Here is a 20,838-nt window from a genome sequence, read left to right as displayed (position 1 = left end):
GCGCATCGCGCGACACGGTTATCCGGGGTAGACACCCAGAAAGCGCTGCAGCACTTCCGATAGCAACATGCCGGGAATAAGCAGGGTCATGACAGCTGTCGAGACCAATAGCGGCTGTCTACCGAGGATGAGGCTAAGGATGCGCGAAAACGTCCAGACGAGCGTCAACAGCAGCGCAAACCACAACAGCGCTACAAAGCCCTGCATGCCCGGCACAGCCACGGCAATCAGCACCAGTGCGGCAGAAGCATAGGCAAAGGGCAGGTTCAGCCAGTTGACGACGGTGACCACGGCGGGAAACTTGCCGCGCACATCGGACATCAACATCAAGCCGCCTATCAAAACCAGTGGCACCACCCAGCAGATAGCTTCAACCAGTGCCAGTCTGAGGTAATAGGAAGGGCCGGACATGCTCTCCAGAACCTGCTCGACCTTGAAGGCCCGCTGCCACCAGAACCAGGACAGCAAAAGTGCGGGCAGGCTCCAGATCGCCGAAAAGAACGAACGCATCATGCCGCGATCCGTAAGGTCGAGATAACTCTGACCTTTCGGGTCGCCACAGAACATCAGCCAGAGGCCATGCATGTAAGAGCGCACTTCGCTAATCGGCGGCATTGGCAAACCAGCGTTCGATAAAGGTTTCGTAGATATGGGTCAGCGTTTCCAGATCGGCAACAGCCACCCGCTCGTCGACCATATGCATGGTCTGACCGACCAGACCGAATTCCACCACAGGGCAATAATCCTTGATGAAACGGGCATCCGACGTGCCACCGGTCGTGGAAAGTTTTGGCTCGTTGCCAGTCACTCCGGCAACTGCACCGGAAAGCGACGATATCAGTGCGTTGTTACGGGTTAGGAAGACGTGGCTTGGACGGTCAGCCCAAACGATATCGTATTTGGCGGGCGTTCTGTCCGGGCGCAGCGCGCCATTGGCCGCTGCGGCATCCAGACGACGTACGATTTCAGCCTTCACGCTGTCGGCGGTCCAGGTATCGTTGAAACGAATGTTGAACGACGCGGTCGCCTTGGCCGGAATGACGTTGGTCGCCGGGTTGCCGGTGTCGATTGTGGTGACTTCCAGATTGGACGCCTGGAAATTTTCCGTGCCGTGGTCGAATGGTGGGTCCATCAGGGCATGCGTCAACTGCAAAAGACCGCGAAGCGGATTGTCGGCCAGATGCGGGTAGGCAGCGTGACCCTGAACACCATGTACGGTGACACGGCCGGACAGCGATCCGCGACGACCGATCTTGATCATGTCGCCGAGCCTGTCAGGATTGGTTGGTTCACCCACCAGGCAGGCATCCCAGGTTTCACCCTTGGCCGCCGCCCATTCCAGAAGTTTGGAGGTGCCGTTGATGGACGGACCTTCCTCGTCACCGGTGATCAGGAAAGAGACGGAACCCTTCGGAGCGCCGTTCTTTTCGATATAACGGGCAATCGCCGCCGCAAAGCAGGCAATCCCGCCCTTCATGTCCACTGCACCGCGTCCATACATTTCACCACCGGCAATTTCGGCGGAAAAAGGCGGATGGCTCCATGCAGCTTCATCGCCAACCGGCACAACGTCGGTATGACCCGCAAACATCAGGTGCGGGCCATCGGTGCCAATGCGGGCGTAAAGGTTTTCCACGTCCGGCGTTCCCGCCTCCGTCGCTGTCATGCGCTCCACTTTGAAACCAAGTGGTGTCAGCAAGTTGTCGAGCAATGATAGCGCGCCGCCTTCTGCCGGTGTCACGGACGGGCAACGGATAAGGGCGGCGAGATTGGAAACGGGATCGGTCACGGACATGTCTTGCACTTTCACTCAGTCACGCAGCAGTTCATTGATGCCGGTCTTGGAACGGGTCTTTTCATCGACGCGCTTCACGATCACAGCGCAGTACAGGCTTGGGCCCGGCTCACCGTTCGGGAATGGCTTGCCCGGCATCGTGCCGGAGACCACGACCGAGTATGGCGGAATTTCACCATAGGTGATTTCGCCGGTGGCGCGGTCAACGATGCGAGTGGACTTGCCGATGTAAACGCCCATGCCAAGCACGGCGCCTTCACGTACGATACAGCCTTCAACCACTTCGGAACGTGCGCCGATAAAGCAATTGTCCTCGATGATGGTCGGGCCGGCCTGCAGCGGCTCGAGAACACCACCGATACCAACGCCGCCGGACAGGTGAACATTCTTGCCGATCTGCGCGCAGGAGCCGACGGTTGCCCATGTGTCGACCATGGTGCCTTCATCGACATAAGCGCCGAGGTTGACGAAGGATGGCATCAGCACGACATTCTTGGCCACATAGGCAGAGTGGCGCACGACAGCGTTGGGAACAGCGCGGAAACCGGCTTCACGAAACTGGCTTTCACCCCAGTTTTCAAACTTCGATGGTACCTTGTCCCACCAGACGGAGGCGCCCGGACCACCCTTGATGATGCCCATGTCATTGAGGCGGAAAGACAAAAGCACGGCCTTCTTAAGCCACTGGTTAACTTTCCAAGAACCGTCAGCCTGCTTTTCAGCAACACGCGCTTTGCCACCATCCAGAAGATTGAGGGAGGTTTCGACCGCATCACGAATTTCACCGCGTGTCGAAATCGTAACGGTGTCGCGATTGTCGAATGCGGTTTCAATGATGCGCTCAAGCGAAGCGAGATCGGTGCTGCTCATGAGAATTCCTTAAACTTCGTTGACTATCGTTGCGGACGGGAGAGCCCGGGCAATGTTCGGAAATGCTCTACAGCATTGGTCCGGGAATCGGAATGAATTTTTGATCTGTCGGGCAGATGGCTTCAAAAAAACGGAATGGACTTTACCATGTGTGGTGACATGCAGGGTGATCGCTGATTTGAGAATGGCGTCAACGCTGTTGGCGTGAGTGAAGGAAAGGCAATGCAATGGCAAAAATAAAGAACGGCAAGCTGCATCGGAAGGACGGTGTTTGGGATCCTTTGAAAAGCAGTTCGACGGATCGCGATCAGGCGGAAGTCATTCCGAAAACCGCACAATCGGCGTCACCGTCCTACCGCCTTGCCTTTGTCGACACGGATTTCCTGTGCAGTGAAGAATTGCGTCCGGTCCGCCTACAGCTTGAGCTTCTCAAGACAGAAATGGTGCTGACCGAGCGCGGCATCAAATCCACCGTTGTGATGTTTGGCGGTGCCCGAATTCCGGCACCTGGCATGCCCGCCTGGGCTGCCAAGAATGATATCCAGAAATCCAATCTTGAAGCGGCCTCAGTCTATTACGATGAAGCCCGTAAATTTGCTCGCCTGTGCGCCGAAGAGGCCGCAAAATACGATCACCGTGAATATGTCGTGGTGACAGGCGGCGGTCCGGGCGTCATGGAAGCCGGCAATCGTGGCGCTTCGGAAGTTGGCGCACCGTCGATCGGTCTGAATATTCTGTTGCCGCATGAGCAGGCACCCAATGAATATGTCACACCGGATTTGAGCTTCAATTTCCACTATTTCGCCATCCGCAAGATGCACTTCCTGATGCGCGCCAAGGCCGTGGTTATTTTCCCCGGCGGTTTCGGCACGCTGGATGAACTGTTTGAATGCGTGACTTTGATCCAGACCAAGCGCATGGCCCGTATTCCGGTTGTGCTGTTTGGCGAGAAGTTCTGGCACTCTATCATCAACTTCCAGGGGCTGGCCGATTTCGGCACCATTGCTCCGGAAGATATGGAATTGCTGCATTTTGCCGAAACGGCAGAACAGGCATGGGATATCGTGGCGTCGTTTTATGAGCCAGATACAGTTTAACTTTTGCCAATTACTTGATGAGTGAAAGTACAACCCAAGGATAAACGGTCTCCATCTAGGGATGTGGACCGTTTATTTTTTTTGAGCTTCGGACTCTATTTATAATAATTTTAGGAAACATCGAATAAATTGCAATTGTCGAGATTAATGCGACCCGTCTGCACTGAACAGACCCTCCATGATGGAGACATCCCCCCCATTCGTTACCCATTGTGCCGGTTTGCCAAAACTCGCGCGTTTTATTTGAGGCAATGATGTTCAATATCAAGATCAGGTCGCTTTCGACCAAGCTGATTCTTGCTACAGGCGGTGCCATTGCGACGGTTCTCGTTGCATCCAATTCATTTCTTATCCTTCAGACCAGCGAACGTGTGCACGCGCTGACGATGGAGCAGGCCAACACGGAAGCGCGCGCGATCGCCAACACCATCTCCGCAGATGTCGGAGAAATGGCAAGTGCGGCGCGGTCCATGGCTGGCGTTATCGGACGTGCCCATGAGGGCAAGTCGATGGACCGCCCCGGTATCGTCAACATCCTCAAAGCCAATGTGGAACAGAACGCATTTGCGTTCGGCAGCTGGTTCTGCGAACAGATCGGCCTGTTCGATGGCCAGACGACGGAACTGGCGGGCAAGACCGAACTTGGCATGAACGCCAATGGCGCATTTGCACCTTACTGGTCGAAAACCCAGACCAACGAGATTCAGTTCTCAACCTTCAACAATGACTACGCCGCCGAATGGTATTCGTTGGCGGCAAAAACCGGCAAGGGCGCCATTACCCAGCCTTATCTGGCAGAAGGCACGCAGGTTCCGACAACCATGACCTCGCTTGCCTATCCGGTTTTGTCCGGCGGCAAGATGATTGGTGTGGCGGGCGTCGATATTTCGCTGGCATCGCTCTCGACCAAGCTGCAGGCCATCCATCCATTCGGAACTGGGCGAGTGACCCTGGTATCGCAGGGCGGACAATGGTTGGTGCCGCCCTCTGCTGATCTCAACATGAAGGCCTATGCCGATAATGGCGCAGATACCGTCAAGGCTGCGATTTCCAATAGCACTGGCGGGCTGATTGAAAATCTCGGCATGGATACCGACACGCCGTTTAACCGTCTGGTCTATCCATTTGCCGTTCCGGGCCTCAATGCCACTTGGGTCGTGCTTGTCGATATCCCGCATAGCGCGCTCAATGCGCCGGTCAATGAGCAGACCTTCCTGATGATGCTCGGCGCGTTGGTTATTCTGGCGGCGGTTATCACGACGCTTTATTTCGCCGTGCGCTTCTTCGTGCGCAATCCGCTTGCAGCCCTGGTAAGGGATGTGAAGACGCTGGAGAATGGCCAGTACGACCACACGGTGTCCGGACAGCAGAGACTGGATGAGACCGGTGAGGTGGCTAAAGCGCTGGAAGGTTTCCGTGTCAAACTGGCAGATTCCTTGCGCATTCAGCAGGACGCCGATCATCAGCGCAGCGCCGCCGAGGTTGAGCGCAACCGGTCTGAAGCCGAGCGCAATGAAAACGGCCGCATCCAGATGCATATCGTTTCAGCACTTGGCAGCGGTCTTAATGAACTTTCAATGGGCAATCTCGCCTTCCGCATTACGGATGACTTCCCGGGCGAATACGCAAAGCTCAAGACCGATTTCAATTCCGCTCTGACCAGCCTTGAAGACACGATGATGACTGTCAACGCAACCGTGTTCAGCATCGGCAATGGTACCGGTGAAATCACCCGTGCTGCCAGCGACCTGTCACACCGTACGGAACAGCAGGCGGCAAGCCTTGAAGAAACGGCCGCAGCACTGAACGAGCTGACTGCTCAGGTCAACTCCAGTGCCGAAAATGCCCAACGTGCGGCTGAGACCGTCAATCACGCCTGTGATGATGCTGGAAAGTCCGGTGACGTCGTCAAGCAGGCCGTCAATTCCATGAACGGCATTGCCCAGTCCTCGCAGGAAATTTCCCGGATTATCGGCGTTATCGATGAGATTGCGTTCCAGACCAATCTGCTGGCACTGAATGCCGGTGTTGAAGCGGCGCGTGCCGGTGAGGCCGGCAAGGGTTTTGCGGTTGTTGCGCAGGAAGTGCGTGAATTGGCGCAGCGTTCCGCAACCGCGGCCAAGGAAATCAAGGCACTCATCAACACCTCGTCCACGCAGGTGCATGAGGGTGTTGATCTCGTCGGTCGTGCTGGCGAAACAATGGACCGTATTGCCGTGCAGGTTATGGAGATTAACGGATTGATCCGACAGATCTCGGCTTCTGCCAGCGAGCAGGCCGTCGGTCTGAAGGAGATCAACTCTGCGGTCAACCAGATGGATCAGGTGACCCAGCAGAACGCTGCGATGGTCGAAGAAACGACTGCTGCCAGCGTGACGTTGAATGGCGAAGCCGACACGCTGAAAACGCTGGTGGCGAAGTTTGCGGTGTCCGGTAACGCCGGCCATCCATTGCACTCTGTCGCCAGCACCATGCGCTCTGCTGCCGCGCCTGCACCGTCACATCAGGTGAAAAGAGCGCCAGCGCGTCCCGCGCCGCGCGTGTCGGGTGCCAATGCGCTGGCGGAAGCAGATTGGACTGAGTTCTGAGCCAAGCCTGACCAGACAAGCCAAGGTTTGCCAAACAAAAAAGCCACCGGCGCAATCCGGTGGCTTTTTCATGGGTGTATTGGTGATTTCAGCACCGCATTAGAGGCGGGCGAAACGCTCGGTCAGAAGCGCAAAGAAACCGTCTGCATCAACGCCACCCATCACACGGGCATTGCGCTTGCGATCAGTCACGTGCCACCAATCAACGACTGTTGCGCCAATGGTCAGTTCCGAGCTGACTTCGATCTCGACATTGCAATCACGACCGGTGAACAGTTCCGGCTTGATTAGATAGGCGATAACCGAAGGATCGTGCAGTGGGCCGCCGTCCGAGCCATATTTCTCGACATCGAAACGTTCGAAAAATTCCAGCATGCCAACCATGGCCAGCGCCGGGCGTGTGCCGATGTCACGAATTTTCGCGACGCGTTCCTTTGTTGTCAGCAACTTGTGTGTCACATCAAGTGGCATCATGACGATCGGAATACCGGAACGGAACACGATGTCGGCCGCCTGTGGGTCGACATAGATGTTGAATTCTGCAGCTGGCGTGATGTTGCCGCCTTCAAAATAGCCGCCGCCCATCATCACCAGTTCCTTGACGCGCGGAGCGATCTCAGGTGCCTTGTTGAGGGCCGTGGCAATGTTGGTCAGGGCGCCCAGTGTGCACAATGTGACTGTGCCAGCCGGTTCGCGCAGCATCGTCTCGATGATGAAATCAACGGCATGCTGGTCCTGCACCGCCATGGTCGGTTCATCGAAGTCAGCGCCATCGAGGCCCGTACTGCCGTGGACGTGTTCGGCGGTAATCGGTTCACGCACCAGCGGGCGCTCTGCGCCTTCGTAAACCGGAACGTCGGTACGATTGCACAATTCGCAGATAATGCGGACATTACGGCTGGTCAGACGCAATGGCACGTTGCCGGCAACGGCTGTCAGGCCCAGAACTTCAAGCTCCGGGCTCGCCAGTGCCAGCATGATGGCAGCTGCATCGTCTTGGCCGGGATCTGTGTCGATAATGATTTTTCTGCGTTCGGTCATGGTGCGCCTGCAATTGAGTGAGGTGGTTCTTTTCGACCGTTCCGAAGTGGATTGTCAAGTTGGCTGGACAGAAGCCGCGGATGTGTCCACCACACGGCCTTGCAGGGCAGGCTTTCTCTTCCCATATGGAAGTCTGCGAGTGCCGATTGACGGGTTCGCAAAACGTCGCTTGGGTAAAACAAGGACAGAAGATGAGCCGTATGACGCCTTTTGGTAGCCCGGTGGTGCTGGGTTTCGATGCTATCGAAAAGACCCTTGAACGCATGATCAAGGGCAATGACGGCTATCCCCCCTACAATATAGAGAGATTGCATGGCGAAGACGGAAAACATGATGTCTTGCGCATAACTATCGCTGTTGCCGGCTTTTCCGAAGAAGAGCTTGATGTCACAACAGTCGAAAATCAACTCATAATCCGTGGGCGCCAGCAAGAACAGGAAAAACGCGACTTTCTCTATCGCGGTATTGCCGCCCGGCAATTCCAGCGCGTTTTTGTTCTGGCTGAGGGCATGAAAGTGGGTGAAGCGCGTCTGCGCAATGGCCTGCTTTCCATTGATCTCGTCCGTCCGGAAATTTCCCATATGGTGAAGAAAATTAACATTTCCGTTTCACAGTAGGACGCAACGCACCGTCTGCTGAATAAGGGCACTGAGTGCGACAGGTCTTGGCGGAACCGTAGGGACGTTCATGAGAACGTAAGGTTCCGAAGGGCGCTGGTGACAGCGTTCGCAAATGTGGAGGCATAAAATGCTTTTGAAGGATGCGCATTCGCGCCTTACGCAGTCACAGCTTGCTCATATTGGGGCAGGTGAGGTTGGTTACATCAGACGCATGCGCGCTGAAGAAATCAGCCGTTGTTTTCCTGAAGCGCCTGATGTCGACCCGCAGCTTGACCTTTGGGCATTGTTCGGTGCCGATGGTACACCGATCCTGCTGACTGACAATCGTTCCAGCACCTTCTTCAAGGCTGCCGAAGACCACCTCAAGACCGTAAGTCTTCACTGATCGATTTGTCACACGGAGCTGCGTGTGCAGCTGAGTGGACCGTAAGGCCCGCCAAGCAAGAAACCGGGCGGGCATTATTTTTTAGATCATGTCCGTTCAGGGGAATGGACGATCTGGCATGTCGTCAATGCTGATGACACCATCCTTGTTGCGATCCAGCCGTTCAAACAGTTTTGCGCTGGCTTCAGTAACCTCGGTCTTGCTGAGCTGACCGTTTTCGTCCTTGTCCGCCATACGGATCAGCATGAAACCGGCACCCTTGCCGCCGTGACCACCTTCACCCCAGCCTTTAGCGCCATGACGACCTTCGCCGTGACGGCGGTCATCGTTCTTGGCGTGCTCTTCATGCTTTTTATCTTTGGGAGCATCGGCATTTGCGCGTTCCGGGCGCGGGTTATTGGCACGGAATTCCTCGAACTTCGCCTTGCGGTATTCGCGCATTTCCTTTGGCGTGATCGAGCCATCCTTGTCCTTGTCGACTTCGATAAACAGGGCTTCCTGTCTCGCGTCGAATTCCGCCTTGGAAATTTTACCATCCTTGTCGGTGTCGGCTACTTTGAGCAAATGAATGAACAGCGCCTCACGCGGCATCGGCGGGTGCCGATCCCTTGGTGCGGCAAAACTGGCCACTGTTGTGCTGCCAAGAACAAGTGCTGCACCAAGAGCGGTGAGGGTGATCTTTTTTGTAGTCATCGCTAGTACCTTTCCTTTGGTGTCCCTGAGGAAAAAGTAATGGCGCATGACGCTCCACACCACTTAAACATCCGTAATGTGGGTGACGATTTTGTAATGTTAAAGCAGGCTTATCTGCCTTTTTTAAACCGGATTTTTCATTCCTGTCAGATGGGTCAGGAACGATGTAAGATCATCGGTGATGTAATCGATGTGGGCATCGGTTTCGCCGGGAATTTCCCACCGCTCCATGACGATGCCTTCCAGATTGCGCGGCACCAGCAACACGGTCTTCATGCCGAGCGCCTTTGGCGCTGACAGATTGCGTGGCAAGTCCTCAAACATCGCGGCCTTATTTGTTTCGAGCTTGGTCAGGGCTGCAAACTTTTCATAGGTCGCGCTGGCAGGTTTTGGTAGGTAGCCTGCGGCAACAATATCGAAAATATCTTGGAACTGATCGAGAATACCCAGTGCCCCTGCGGCGGCTTGGGCGTGTTTTACGCTGCCATTGGTCAGAATGAACTTGCGGCCCGGAAGCGCCTTGATTGCCTCACCCAGCTCCGGATGTGGCAGAAGCGGCGAATAGTCGATGGCATGTGCCTTCTCGAGGAAGTCATTGGGATCAATGCCATAATGGATCATCAACCCCTGCAGGGTGGTGCCGTGCTCGTGATAATACCGTTTTTGCAAAGCCCTGGCCTCGTCGGCCTCCAATTGCAACAGCTCTGACACGTAGGCGGTCATGTTGCGATCAATCTGCTCGAACAGATTGATGTGGTGCGGGTACAGAGTGTTATCGAGGTCAAACACCCAGTCGCGTACGTGGTCGAAATCAGAGTTCTGAGGGAGATTGTGTGGCTTTGCTGTCATAGCTTTCTTATGCACCCTCGCAACGGCAAAGAAAATCGAAAAGGTGACGGCTTGCACCGCTTTCCGGGCTTGGGGCCTGCAAGTGCCGCATGATAAAGCACCATACGTTCTTCAGGACGCTCAAAGGATGCTCTAACCTATGGAAGCTTCGCACCGAGCTTTCCGGAAATCCTGCCGGATTTTCGAGCCGATGCTGTCGTCAAACATCATGGAACTCTGGATACCCATCACTATCGCTGCTGCCTTCATGCAGAACCTGCGCTCGGCATTGCAGAAGCATTTGCAGGGCTCGCTCGGCACACGCGGTGCGAGCTTTGTGCGGTTCGGCTACGGCTTTCCGATTGCCATCGCCTATGTGCTATTTCTGTATTTCGCAGCCGCGCAGACATTCCCCAGCTTTCATGCGGCCTTTTTTGCTTGGGCAGTGATCGGTGGACTTGCGCAAATCTTCGCCACGATGCTGCTGGTGCATCTGTTCTCGCTGAGGAATTTCGCGGTCGGTACGGCCTACTCGAAGACCGAGCCGGTGCAGGCAGCCCTGTTCGGTTTTATACTGTTGGGTGAAAAGCTGACGACGGGTACCATCGCGGCAATCTTTGTCGGTGTCATCGGCGTAATGACAATTTCCATGGCGCGCATGCCGCTTTCCTGGCGTAACACACTGACGGCCCTGACCAGCCGGACCGCCCTGATCGGCATCGCGTCTGGCGGTGTTTTTGGTATTTCAGCGGTTGCCTATCGCAGCGCGTCGCTGTCCCTGGAAGGGGCGGGGCCGATCATGTCGGCCGCGGTTACGCTTGCCTGCGTCACCACCTTTCAGACGGCCTTCATGCTGATCTGGATGGCGTGGAAAGACAAACGGGAAATCGTGCAGGTTCTTGTCACATGGCGCTCGTCGGCGCTTGTCGGAATAGCTGGTGTGGTCGGATCGGCGTGCTGGTTTACGGCGATGACCTTGCAGCAGGTGGCCTATGTGCGGGCGCTCGGCCAGATCGAACTAATCTTCACCTTCATGGCATCATGGTTCCTGTTTCGCGAACGGATAAATGCCATGGAGCTTGCGGGATGCCTGCTGATCGTCAGCGGCATCTTAGGCCTGCTGTTCTGGTAAAAAACGTCCGGCCGGAAAGTACAAGCCACTTTCCGGCCGGACGCACATGAAACGGGCATGGTGCAGTGATCAGGGAACGATCAGCGTGCCGGCACCTTCGGTGAAGATTTCCAGCAGAACCGAATGGGCAGTCTTGCCATTGAGAATGACGACGCCCTGAACACCTGCCTTAATCGCATCAATGCAGGTTTCAACCTTGGGGATCATGCCGCCGGAAATCGTGCCGTCCTTGATCAGCGCGCGGGCCTGCGACACGGTCAGTTCCTTGATGAGTTCCTTGTTCTTGTCCAGAACGCCTTCAACGTCGGTGAGGAAAAGCAGGCGTGTGGCGTGCAGCGCACCAGCGATAGCACCGGCAAAGGTGTCGGCGTTGATGTTGTAGGTCGCGCCATCACGACCTGGTGCAACAGGTGCTATAACCGGGATCATCTCGGACTTGGCAAGCAGGTCGAGAAGCGTGCGGTCGACTTCAACAACTTCACCGACAAAGCCGAGATCGAGAACGCGCTCTATGTTGCTGTCCGGGTCGATAACCGTCTTTTTGGCCTTTTCAGCAAACACCATGTTGCCGTCCTTGCCGCACAGACCGATAGCCCATTCGCCGGTTTGGTTGATCAGGGCAACGATTTCCTTGTTGATCGAACCGGCCAGAACCATTTCAACGATTTCAACGGTCTTGGCGTCGGTAACGCGCAGACCATTTTCAAACTTCGATTCAATGCCCATCTTGGCCAGCATCGCGCCGATCTGCGGACCGCCGCCATGCACGACGATCGGGTTGATACCGGACTGCTTGAGAAGTGCGATGTCTTCGGCGAAGGCCTTGCCCAGTGCAGGATCGCCCATGGCATGGCCGCCATATTTCACGACGATGGTTTTATTTTCGTATTTCTGCATGAAGGGCAGGGCTTGCGCCAGAAGCCGTGCTTGCATTTCGCTTTCAGAACTTGCCATGTAAAAACCCTCGTCGTTGGTTGCGGCCTTTTAGCGCAAGTTTTTGACGGAGGGAATAATCTCAATCGCTTAATGTGCCCGACAAATGGTAAAACCATAAATTCCGCGAGGGTGTGATTTTCCGGCGATTGACAGGCGCGGGGAATAGGCAGAGCTTGGTCGGATAGGGCACATTGTGCGGGAGGCGCATGTGTCAAAACAACAAAAGTGATGACAGGGAGTGGACGGCAGATGACCATGCCGGACAGCAACAAACAAAGCGGTATGAAAGACGAGATCCTGGCCGGTGAATATGTGCTGGGTGCATTACCGCCTGAGGTTCACGAGCAATTGACGCGGCGTATCCGGCAAGACCGGTCATTTGCGCTAATGGTCAGCCGCTGGCAGGCCAATTTGCAGCAGGTCGCGTTTGAAGAACAGGCTACTCACACAGCCTATGCCGGAAAATTACAGACACAGACTGCAGCCATTGCGATGATGCAGGCGCGGCAACACGCGACAAAAAGACTGACTCTGGCATATCTTTGGAATTCTGTGCGCTTCTGGCGCGCCATCGCCTTCGGGGCGATATTTTTTGCGGTACTCCTGTCATTCATGCACTGAATGACAGGAGCTGTATCTCAGACGTGGCCGACAGTCCGCACTATTTCAGCCCGCAATTCATCAAGGCCGGAAGATTTTTCCGACGATGTGGCAAGTACTTCCGGATAAGCGGCCGGGTGCTTGCGGATTTTCTCAAGCGTTTCGCCAATCAGACGCGGAACACCAGCTTCCTTGATCTTGTCGGTCTTCGTGAGAACCAGCTGATAGGAAATGGCCGCCTTGTCCAGAAGCGTAAACACTTCGTCGTCGTTTTTCTTCACGCCGTGGCGGGAATCGATCAGCACATAAACGCGCTTCAACGTCGCACGGCCACGTAGGTAGTCAAAGACTAGCTTGGTCCATGCATCGACCTGCTCTTTCGGAGCCTGTGCGTATCCGTAACCGGGCATATCGACCAGCGCCATCGGCGGAAGGTCGTTTTCCTGGCCTGAATAACCGTCGGGCACGAAGTAGTTGAGTTCCTGCGTACGGCCCGGCGTGTTCGATGTGCGGGCCAGTCCCTTATGGCCGACCAGCGCATTGATAAGCGAGGACTTGCCCACGTTGGAGCGCCCGGCAAATGCGATTTCCGGCGGTCCCTCAGGCGGCAGGAACTTCATGGCGGGTACACCGCGAATGAAGATCCAGGGCCGTCCGAACAGCGGTTTTTCCTGAGGCGAATCCGTCGTCATTTCGGTTCGGCCGTTTTGCGTTTGAACAAGCCCTTGAGATTGTCGAACAGCTCAATCTTTGCGCCATGACGCTTCATGATAAGCGCCTGCTGGCTGATCGACAGGGTGTTGTTCCATGCCCAGTAAATAACCAGACCAGCCGGGAAGGAAGCGAGCATGAACGTGAAGATCAGCGGCATCCAGGTGAAGATCATGGCCTGTGTTGGATCTGGCGGGGTCGGGTTCATGCGCATCTGCAGGAACATCGTGATACCCATGATGAGCGGCCATACACCAATCATCAGGAAGTGTGGTACGTCGTAAGGCAGCAGACCGAACAGGTTGAACAGCGAGGTCGGATCTGGCGCTGAAAGGTCGTGGATCCAGCCAAAGAACGGCGCATGGCGCATTTCAATCGTGACGTAGATAACCTTGTAGAGCGCGAAGAATACCGGGATCTGCAGCAGCATCGGCCAGCAACCGGCCACCGGGTTGATCTTCTCTTCCTTGTAAAGAGCCATCATCGCCTGCTGCAATGCCATGCGGTCATCGCCATGCTTGGCTTTCAGCTCTTCCATTTTCGGCTGCATGCGCTTCATGTTGGCCATGGAAGCGTACTGCTTGCTTGCAAGCGGGAAGAACAGCGCCTTCACGACGATGGTCGTCATCAGGATCGCAACACCGAAGTTGCCAAAATAACGGAAGAAGAAGTCCATCATTTTGAACATTGGCTTGGTGATGAAGTAGAACCAGCCCCAGTCGATCATCAGATCGAAGCGCGGGATGGACAGCGATGTTTCATAGCGGTCGACCAGCGGAACTTCCTTGGCGCCGGCAAATACCAGGCTCTTCAGTTCCGTGGACTGGCCAGGGGCGACCGTAATGGCGTCGGTACGATAATCGGCCTGGTAACGGGGCTGACCATCGGTGAAGTGCGAATAACGGCCTTCGAAAGGTACGGTCTGCGGCGGAACAATCGCCGCTGCCCAGTACTTGTCGGTGATACCGATCCAGCCGCCAGTGCCCTTAGGCAGGGTAAGCGCGCCTTCTTCAGCCTTCTTGTAAGTCTCTTCCGTCAGGCTGGCATCAGGACCTGTCACACCGATGAAGCCTTCATGAATAACGAAAACAGACGGGGTGGTCGGCTTGTTGTTACGTGTCACGCGGCCGTAAGTGGAGAAGGACACTGCTTCCTGTCCTGGGTTCTCGACCTTGTCGGCAACGGTAATCATGTAGTGTTCATCAATCGAAATGGTACGGGTGAAAACCACGCCCTTTTCGTTGGTGAAGGAAAGCGTAACCGGTGTCGTTTCGGTCAGCTTGTCGCCAGAAGCGACAGTCCAGACAGTCGACGGGCCTGGTACGGAGCCTGCGCCTTCGCCGGCAATGTAACCAAGCTCAGTAAAGTAACCGTCCTTGCTGTCCGATGGAGAAAACAGCGTGATGATCGGGCTCGAGTCATCAACGGTCTCATGGTAGTCCTTGAGACGGATGTCATCGAGGCGTGCGCCTGTCAGATTGATCGAACCGGCAACTGCGCTGGTATCGATTGTGATACGCTGTGACTTGGCCAGGGATTCTTCGCGGGTCGCGGTTGCCGCTGGCTGGCCTGCAGCACCTGGAAGCGTGCCGTCTACCGTTGCACCCGACGTTGTCGACGCGGCGCCATTGGCTGCCTGCGTCTGTTCAACCTGTGCCTTGCGTGCTTCTTCAGCCAGACGTTGCTGTTCTATGCGCGGGTTCATGTAAAAGAATTGCCAGGCAAGGACGATGACAACCGAAAGGGCTATCGCGATGAAGTAATTGCGGTTCTTTTCCATCATTCTTTCCTGGAGCGGGTCTCCTGGGACCGTTTCGGTTTCCCACGGCCTTCGATACGATCGGCAAGCTGGGAGGACAGTTGGGCGAAAGGTGTTTTCAACACGTCACGCCGTGCGACAATCACATAGTCATGTCCGGGTTTCATTGCAAACCCGGCTGACAGCCTGACGGCTTCCTTGAGGCGACGGCGCATTCGATTGCGCTCGACCGCATTGCCTTGCTTTTTGGTGACCGTAAAACCGACACGAGCGTCGCTCTCAGGTTCTTGGCGGTCAAGAACCTCAAGAAGGAAATTTGCCCCCTTGCGTCTCTCTCCCTTTTGCACGGCAAGAAAATCCGGCCGGTTTTTCAACCGCCCGGGGGATTTCTTCGTCTCAGTCATCTGCCCGCGACTTTTCAATCGGGCAATCGGCAATTAAGCCGACAGACGGGCGCGGCCGCGTGTGCGGCGAGCAGCCAGAACCTTACGACCACCAGCGGTAGCCATACGGGCACGGAAACCATGACGGCGCTTGCGAACAAGCTTGGATGGTTGGAATGTACGCTTCGACATTTATTTAATACCGCGGTGTGCGGCCCTTCTTGGCTTTGCCCTTATGGGCAGGAGCGTTTCGATTGATGCCCGGCACGCGCATTAAGCGCATAATAGCCAGACGTGCGGGCTTATAAGGGCTTAAGACCTCTAAAGTCAATTGCTGAACCGCAGCCTGTTTTGTCTGCAAGATAGACAGCCGGAACGACTTTGCCGCGTATTAGGAACAATTGCATCACTTCAGAATGTATAAATTTTGTTCCAGCAACGGCAAGTAATTAAAATCGGAAATTCTTTCTTAATGGTGCGTAGATAAATGTTGTTGTGACGAAAGGTCATGGCGGCTTCCTTTTTTCACTATTGCGTGAGGGAGCAGCACTTTGGAGGGATTGCAGTGAAAATACGGGGCAAGATTAATCTTCTCGTGGGGCTTTTAAGCCTTGTCGCGTGTACAATCGGGGGCTTGTCTATCTATGCCGTCAATGAGTACCACAGCCGGGTTGTTGCTTTTGATGCGGCTGCCGATCGTGCACATAAGGGGGAATCGCTCAATCGTCTGGTAACCGCCGTTGTTATGGAAGCACGCGGTATCTATGCGGCAAAGGACACAGCAACCGCATCGAAGTTTGGCGATGGCCTATTGAAGAACCTCGATTCCATGGAAAGCCTGATTGCCGCGTGGAAGCCAATGGTTCCTGCTGCACAGTCCGCCGCCTTCTCAAATCTTGAAAGCCGTTTTGCCGAATTCAGGAAGTTCCGTACCGAAACAGTCCGTCTTGGTCGCGATGTCAGCCCGCAAGCGGCCAATGAACAGGGTAATAATGACGCCAACCGAGAAAACCGTAAAGCTTATCAGGTTGATATTGACGCAATCGTCAAGGCTGACGTCGACGAGTTGAACGGGCTAAAAGCCGGTATCGAGAATTTCGGTCAGGCGATGTTCTGGATCGTGTCTCTGGTGACGGCTGCCGGCGTTATCGTTGGTTCGGCTTTTGGCCTTTACATTGGCTCCAAGCAACTGAGCGGCCCTATCCTTAAAGTCTCCGGTGTGATGAATGCTGTCGCTGAAGGTGATCTGGAGGCGGATGTCCCTTATCTTGACCGCAAGGATGAGATTGGTGAAATGGCCGCCGCCGTTGAAGTCTTCAAGCGCAATGGTCTTCAAGTGCGCCAGATGAATGCGCAGGAAGCTGCCATGCGAGCAAAGAGCGATGATCTTCAGGCCGGTATGGCCGAAGTTGTCGGCGCTGCCGCAGAAGGTGACTTCAGCCGCCGTATCAACAAGGATTACGGTGACGACAACCTCAATCGCTTCGCGCAAAACATCAACACGCTGCTGGTCAGCGTTGATAATGGCGTATCCGAAACCGGCCGCGTTATTGCAAGCCTTGCTGATGGTGATCTGACGCAGAGCATGCGTGGTGAATTCCACGGTGTGTTCAGTGAACTTCAGGGCAACGTCAACAATACCCTCGCCAAGCTGCGCGTCACTATGAGCGACGTTCGTTTGGGCACGCATAGTATTAATGACAGCGGTCTCGAACTCCGCTCGGCTGCCGACGATCTTTCCAAGCGTACCGAACAGCAGGCTGCGGCACTGGAAGAAACCTCTGCCGCTCTGGACGAGATTACCGCCGTCGTACGTAACTCGACCTCGCGAGCCCAGGAAGCCAGCACCATGGTTTCCGAGGCCAAGGAAACAACCGAGAAGTCTGGCAAGGTGGTTCGTGAAGCCGTTTCGGCCATGGGGCGTATCGAGCAGGCATCGCGTGAAATCAGCCAGATCATCAACGTCATTGATGAGATCGCTTTCCAGACCAATCTCTTGGCGCTGAATGCCGGTGTTGAAGCCGCCCGTGCAGGCGAAGCTGGCAAGGGCTTTGCGGTGGTTGCGCAGGAAGTGCGTGAACTGGCGCAGCGCTCTGCAAACGCTGCCAAGGATATCAAGGCGCTGATTACCAAGTCCGGTTCTGAAGTGTCGCAGGGCGTAACACTGGTTCAGAAAACCGGTGAAGCGCTGGATGAAATCGAAAGCCGTGTTCTCAGCATCAATGAGCACATTCACTCGATTGCAACAGCTGCCAAGGAACAGTCGACCGGCCTGCAGGAAGTTAACACTGCCATCAACCAGATGGACCAGGTCACACAACGTAATGCGGCCATGGTCGAGGAAACCTCTGCCTCAACCCATAAGTTGACGGAAGAAGCTGGCAATCTGATGCGTTTGGTCAGCCAGTTCAGAGTTGGCGAGGCCAGCCCGGTTGCACAATCCCGTCCGACACTTGCCCGTCCCGGTCAGAATGGCGCGACGGCGGTTGCCTCTCCAGCCCGTCGCATGATGGGTGATGTTGCCCGCGCGTTTAACGGATCGGCTGCTGTTGCCCAGAATACCCGCGAATGGGAAGATTTCTGATATCGTGAGAGATTAACATCCTTATTGAAATAGCAAACGCCACCTTTTGAGGTGGCGTTTCTGTGTTATGGCTGGGAACGTGTTGGCAGGCATTGGAAAAACACGGATGACCTCTTATTATGTCTGTCAGATAATACCCAACGGATGCCCGACACCTTAAATGGGGCATCGCAGACAGGAATGAGCCGGTGTTTTCAGAAGGAGCAGACAGGGCAGGTCCAGCATTGGAGAAAGCTCCCAATGACATGCCGGGGCTGACCAAAGGCCTGTCCGGACGTCTGCTGCTCTTGACCGTGATTTTTATCATGGTGGCGGAAGTGCTGATTTTTCCACCATCTGTCGCCAACATGCGCCTGTCCTGGCTGAATGACCGTCTCAACACGGCTGCTGCGGCCGGTGCCGTGATCGATGGTTTACAAGCAGAGCTTCCTCGCTCCGTGCAGGATGACACATTGTCGGCAATAGGCGCAAAGCTGATTGCCCTTCGTAAAGACGGAACCTCGCGTCTTCTGGCGGCGACCGAAATGCCACCAAGTGTCGATCAGCAGTTTGATCTCTCCCACGTGTCGCAACTCGGCGCCGTCAGGGATGCCTTCTCCACTCTGCTTTTTGGTGGTGATCGCATGATGCGGGTGTTCGGCGTGGTCGGTGAGACCGACACCATCATTGAACTTGTCATGCCGGACAAACATCTGCGCAAGGCAATGCTGGCCTATGCTGGCAATGTCTTCCTGCTGTCGATCGTCCTTTCGATGATTACCTCATTTCTGATTTTCGTTTCGATCAACCGCATCATGATCCGGCCAATCCGCCGTATCACCCGTGGCATTCAGGACTTTTCAGAGCAGCCGGATAATCCGTCACGAATTTTCACGCCCGATAATGGTCCTGATGAGCTCTCGGTGGCCGGACGGCATCTCGCAGATATGCAGACACAGCTTCACCGGACGTTGAAGCAGCAGAAAAACCTCGCTGACCTCGGTCTTGCCGTATCCAAGATCAATCATGACATGCGCAATATTCTGTCATCGGCGCAACTGATGTCGGACAGACTGGTGGACGTAAACGATCCAATGGTCCGCAGTTTTGCGCCCAAGCTTCTGAGAACCATCGACCGGGCCGTTGGTTACACAAATGAAGTGCTGACCTACGGTCAGGCCACCGAAGCCGCGCCAAGACGTCGTCCATTGAGATTGAGCACAACGCTGCAAGAAGTGCGCGATATTCTGGCCATTGGCCCGCAAAGTGGCATTGAATTTGTGTCGCAGCTGCAGTCGGAGCTGGTTGTCGATGCCGATGCAGAGCAGCTGTTCCGCATTATTCACAATATCTGTCGCAACGCGGTGGAAGCATTGCTGAATATGGAGTGGGACGAAAGCATGCCGCCGCGTACGCTGATTGTCTCCGGCCAGCGCAATGGCAATTCTGTCAGCATCACCATTGATGATAATGGCCCGGGCATGCCGCTAAAGGCACGTGAAAACCTGTTTTCCGCGTTTCGTGGCTCTGCCCGCTCCGGCGGCACGGGCCTTGGCCTCGTCATTGCCCGTGAACTTGTGCTCGCCCATGGTGGTACGATTGCGCTGGTGGAAAAGCCGGAACCGGGAACCCGTTTTCGCATCGAAATATCGGATCGGGCCGTCACAACCGAAACCGGAATGAAAACGGCCTGATCTTTATAAAGACGTCAGAGGTGTTTTACTTCAAAAAGTCAGGGCCGAAACCAAGGATTTTGTCATCGATATCGCCGATGGCCTTTTTATCCTTACCCTCGTAATCGATCGATTTGAGAATGTGCTGGATGACATTGATGCGTGCGCGCCTTTTGTCGTTGGCACGGACAACTGTCCATGGTGCGTCATCCGTATGGGTCTTATCCAGCATCTGGTCGCGCATTGCAGTGTAATCATCCCACTTTGTCAGCGCAGCGATGTCCATATCCGACAGTTTCCAGCATTTCAGCGGGCTGTGACGGCGATCGTGGAAACGCTCGATCTGCGTTTCACGACCAATATCCAGCCAGAACTTGAAGAAATGCACATCGTCATGGACGATCATCTTTTCCAGCCGTGGCGTTTCCTTCAGGAAGCGCTTGTGCTCTTCCGGCGTACAAAAACCCATGATCGGTTCAACGCCGGCGCGGTTGTACCATGAGCGGTCAAACAGCACGAGTTCGCCCGCTGTCGGAAAGTGGGAGATATAGCGCTGGAAATACCATTGACCGCGTTCGGTTTCCGTCGGCTTGGTCAGCGCAACAACCCGTGCGGAGCGAGGATTGAGGTAGGCCTTGGTAGCGAAAATCGTGCCGCCCTTACCGGCAGCGTCACGGCCTTCGAAGACCGCCATAACCTTCTTGCCTGTTGACTGCAGCCAGAACTGCACTTTTACCAGCTCAATCTGCAACGCTTCCAGCGTATTGTCATAATCTTCACGCTTCATTTTCTTGTCGTAGGGATAACCTCCGGCGGAAAGCTTGGCGTCTTCCACCCAGGAGGGCAACGTTGGGTCATCAATATCGAATGTCCGTGTCTTGCCATTGATATCAAGCTCAACTGCCCGGTTCTTGCTGGTATCAGCCATGGTATCTCCCTTTTCCACGCGCACAGGACGTGTAATTATCAAACAATCAGCACATATTGCATGTTGAAATTCAAGCAATTTCAAGAACAGATTTTTGTCGCCGGCTAAGGAAAATGGCCCTTTTTTATTCTCGGGGATAATGAGCGGTTTAATAACCGCTGGCTTGATGAATATCTGTCATGAAGTCACGATATGACGGATCGATGCGCCAAACGTTTCGCGATTCTGCGGACATG

General features: G+C 55.0%; 20 protein-coding genes. 8 read left to right on the top strand and 12 right to left on the bottom strand.

Going from position 1 to position 20,838, the window contains the following annotated elements; all coding sequences use genetic code 11:
- Positions 1-18: 18 nt before the first annotated feature.
- The 3 genes from M2418_RS16610 to dapD are packed head-to-tail and all read right to left on the bottom strand — an operon-like array spanning position 19 to position 2,665.
- A complete protein-coding gene (locus tag M2418_RS16610) occupies positions 19-615 on the bottom strand; it encodes a hypothetical protein (RefSeq protein WP_259147908.1) in 597 nt (198 codons plus the stop codon).
- Complete coding sequence (dapE, locus tag M2418_RS16605; protein ID WP_259147906.1) at positions 602-1,795, bottom strand: succinyl-diaminopimelate desuccinylase; 1,194 nt, start codon at positions 1,793-1,795, stop codon at positions 602-604. Before dapE ends, M2418_RS16610 begins: the two co-directional genes overlap by 14 nt.
- A gap of 15 nt (positions 1,796-1,810) precedes the next feature.
- Positions 1,811-2,665, bottom strand: a complete 855-nt coding sequence (gene dapD / locus M2418_RS16600) for a 2,3,4,5-tetrahydropyridine-2,6-dicarboxylate N-succinyltransferase (protein ID WP_192486672.1) — start codon at positions 2,663-2,665, stop codon at positions 1,811-1,813.
- 227 nt (positions 2,666-2,892) lie between these two features.
- Here dapD and M2418_RS16595 point away from each other — a divergent pair, with 227 nt between their 5' ends.
- Together M2418_RS16595 and M2418_RS16590 are read left to right on the top strand one after the other, a co-directional pair.
- Positions 2,893-3,762, top strand: a complete 870-nt coding sequence (locus tag M2418_RS16595) for an LOG family protein (protein ID WP_259147904.1) — start codon at positions 2,893-2,895, stop codon at positions 3,760-3,762.
- 254 nt (positions 3,763-4,016) lie between these two features.
- The gene (locus M2418_RS16590; RefSeq protein WP_259147902.1) at positions 4,017-6,350 is read left to right on the top strand and encodes a methyl-accepting chemotaxis protein; all 2,334 of its coding nucleotides are present in this window, start codon (positions 4,017-4,019) and stop codon (positions 6,348-6,350) included.
- Between the two features lie 99 nt (positions 6,351-6,449).
- Here the strand turns inward: M2418_RS16590 and M2418_RS16585 are convergent, their stop codons facing one another.
- On the bottom strand, positions 6,450-7,391 hold the full coding sequence (locus M2418_RS16585) for a nucleoside hydrolase (protein ID WP_259147900.1): 942 nt from the start codon (positions 7,389-7,391) through the stop codon (positions 6,450-6,452).
- Between the two features lie 191 nt (positions 7,392-7,582).
- Here M2418_RS16585 and M2418_RS16580 point away from each other — a divergent pair, with 191 nt between their 5' ends.
- Together M2418_RS16580 and M2418_RS16575 are read left to right on the top strand one after the other, a co-directional pair.
- Positions 7,583-8,008: an Hsp20 family protein gene (locus M2418_RS16580; RefSeq protein WP_259147898.1), complete on the top strand. Its 426-nt coding sequence runs from the start codon at positions 7,583-7,585 to the stop codon at positions 8,006-8,008.
- Between the two features lie 130 nt (positions 8,009-8,138).
- Positions 8,139-8,396: a DUF1150 family protein gene (locus M2418_RS16575; RefSeq protein ID WP_192486677.1), complete on the top strand. Its 258-nt coding sequence runs from the start codon at positions 8,139-8,141 to the stop codon at positions 8,394-8,396.
- A gap of 96 nt (positions 8,397-8,492) precedes the next feature.
- Here the strand turns inward: M2418_RS16575 and M2418_RS16570 are convergent, their stop codons facing one another.
- Complete coding sequence (locus tag M2418_RS16570) at positions 8,493-9,089, bottom strand: EF-hand domain-containing protein (RefSeq protein ID WP_250983331.1); 597 nt, start codon at positions 9,087-9,089, stop codon at positions 8,493-8,495.
- Between the two features lie 123 nt (positions 9,090-9,212).
- Positions 9,213-9,938: a pyrimidine 5'-nucleotidase gene (locus tag M2418_RS16565; RefSeq protein WP_259147897.1), complete on the bottom strand. Its 726-nt coding sequence runs from the start codon at positions 9,936-9,938 to the stop codon at positions 9,213-9,215.
- A gap of 208 nt (positions 9,939-10,146) precedes the next feature.
- On the opposite strand from M2418_RS16565, the gene M2418_RS16560 reads away from it, so the two are divergent.
- Positions 10,147-11,049, top strand: coding sequence for a DMT family transporter (locus M2418_RS16560; RefSeq protein WP_259148037.1), 903 nt, complete (start codon positions 10,147-10,149; stop codon positions 11,047-11,049).
- Positions 11,050-11,118: 69 nt separating this feature from the next.
- Here the strand turns inward: M2418_RS16560 and argB are convergent, their stop codons facing one another.
- Positions 11,119-12,003 (bottom strand): acetylglutamate kinase, encoded by an 885-nt coding sequence (argB, locus tag M2418_RS16555; protein WP_192486680.1) that lies wholly within the window; start codon positions 12,001-12,003, stop codon positions 11,119-11,121.
- Between the two features lie 231 nt (positions 12,004-12,234).
- Here argB and M2418_RS16550 point away from each other — a divergent pair, with 231 nt between their 5' ends.
- A complete protein-coding gene (locus M2418_RS16550; protein WP_259147896.1) occupies positions 12,235-12,606 on the top strand; it encodes a hypothetical protein in 372 nt (123 codons plus the stop codon).
- A gap of 17 nt (positions 12,607-12,623) precedes the next feature.
- On the opposite strand, the gene yihA is transcribed toward M2418_RS16550, so the two are convergent.
- Genes yihA through rpmH form a run of 4 tightly spaced genes read right to left on the bottom strand, consistent with a single transcriptional unit; the run spans position 12,624 to position 15,630 of the window.
- Positions 12,624-13,277, bottom strand: a complete 654-nt coding sequence (gene yihA / locus M2418_RS16545) for a ribosome biogenesis GTP-binding protein YihA/YsxC (RefSeq protein ID WP_259147895.1) — start codon at positions 13,275-13,277, stop codon at positions 12,624-12,626.
- Positions 13,274-15,076, bottom strand: coding sequence for a membrane protein insertase YidC (gene yidC / locus M2418_RS16540; RefSeq protein WP_192486683.1), 1,803 nt, complete (start codon positions 15,074-15,076; stop codon positions 13,274-13,276). The genes yihA and yidC overlap by 4 nt, the downstream gene beginning before the upstream one ends.
- The gene (gene rnpA / locus M2418_RS16535) at positions 15,076-15,459 is read right to left on the bottom strand and encodes a ribonuclease P protein component (RefSeq protein ID WP_259147894.1); all 384 of its coding nucleotides are present in this window, start codon (positions 15,457-15,459) and stop codon (positions 15,076-15,078) included. The genes yidC and rnpA overlap by 1 nt, the downstream gene beginning before the upstream one ends.
- Before the next feature lie 33 nt (positions 15,460-15,492).
- Positions 15,493-15,630 carry a 50S ribosomal protein L34 gene (gene rpmH / locus M2418_RS16530; protein WP_111839965.1) on the bottom strand — a complete coding sequence of 46 codons (138 nt, stop codon included), beginning with the start codon at positions 15,628-15,630 and terminating at the stop codon, positions 15,493-15,495.
- 373 nt (positions 15,631-16,003) lie between these two features.
- Between rpmH and M2418_RS16525 the strand changes: the two genes are divergently transcribed.
- Together M2418_RS16525 and M2418_RS16520 are read left to right on the top strand one after the other, a co-directional pair.
- A complete protein-coding gene (locus M2418_RS16525; RefSeq protein ID WP_259147892.1) occupies positions 16,004-18,022 on the top strand; it encodes a methyl-accepting chemotaxis protein in 2,019 nt (672 codons plus the stop codon).
- Between the two features lie 245 nt (positions 18,023-18,267).
- A complete protein-coding gene (locus M2418_RS16520) occupies positions 18,268-19,695 on the top strand; it encodes a HAMP domain-containing sensor histidine kinase (RefSeq protein WP_259148035.1) in 1,428 nt (475 codons plus the stop codon).
- A 25-nt stretch (positions 19,696-19,720) separates the two neighbouring features.
- Here the strand turns inward: M2418_RS16520 and ppk2 are convergent, their stop codons facing one another.
- Complete coding sequence (gene ppk2 / locus M2418_RS16515; RefSeq protein ID WP_259147890.1) at positions 19,721-20,602, bottom strand: polyphosphate kinase 2; 882 nt, start codon at positions 20,600-20,602, stop codon at positions 19,721-19,723.
- Between the last annotated feature and the right edge of the window lie 236 nt (positions 20,603-20,838).

Origin of the sequence: Rhizobium sp. BIGb0125 (assembly GCF_024810055.1) — a bacterium.
In the GTDB taxonomy this organism is placed as follows: Bacteria; Pseudomonadota; Alphaproteobacteria; order Rhizobiales; family Rhizobiaceae; genus Agrobacterium.
This window is presented reverse-complemented; position numbering and strand designations above follow the sequence as displayed.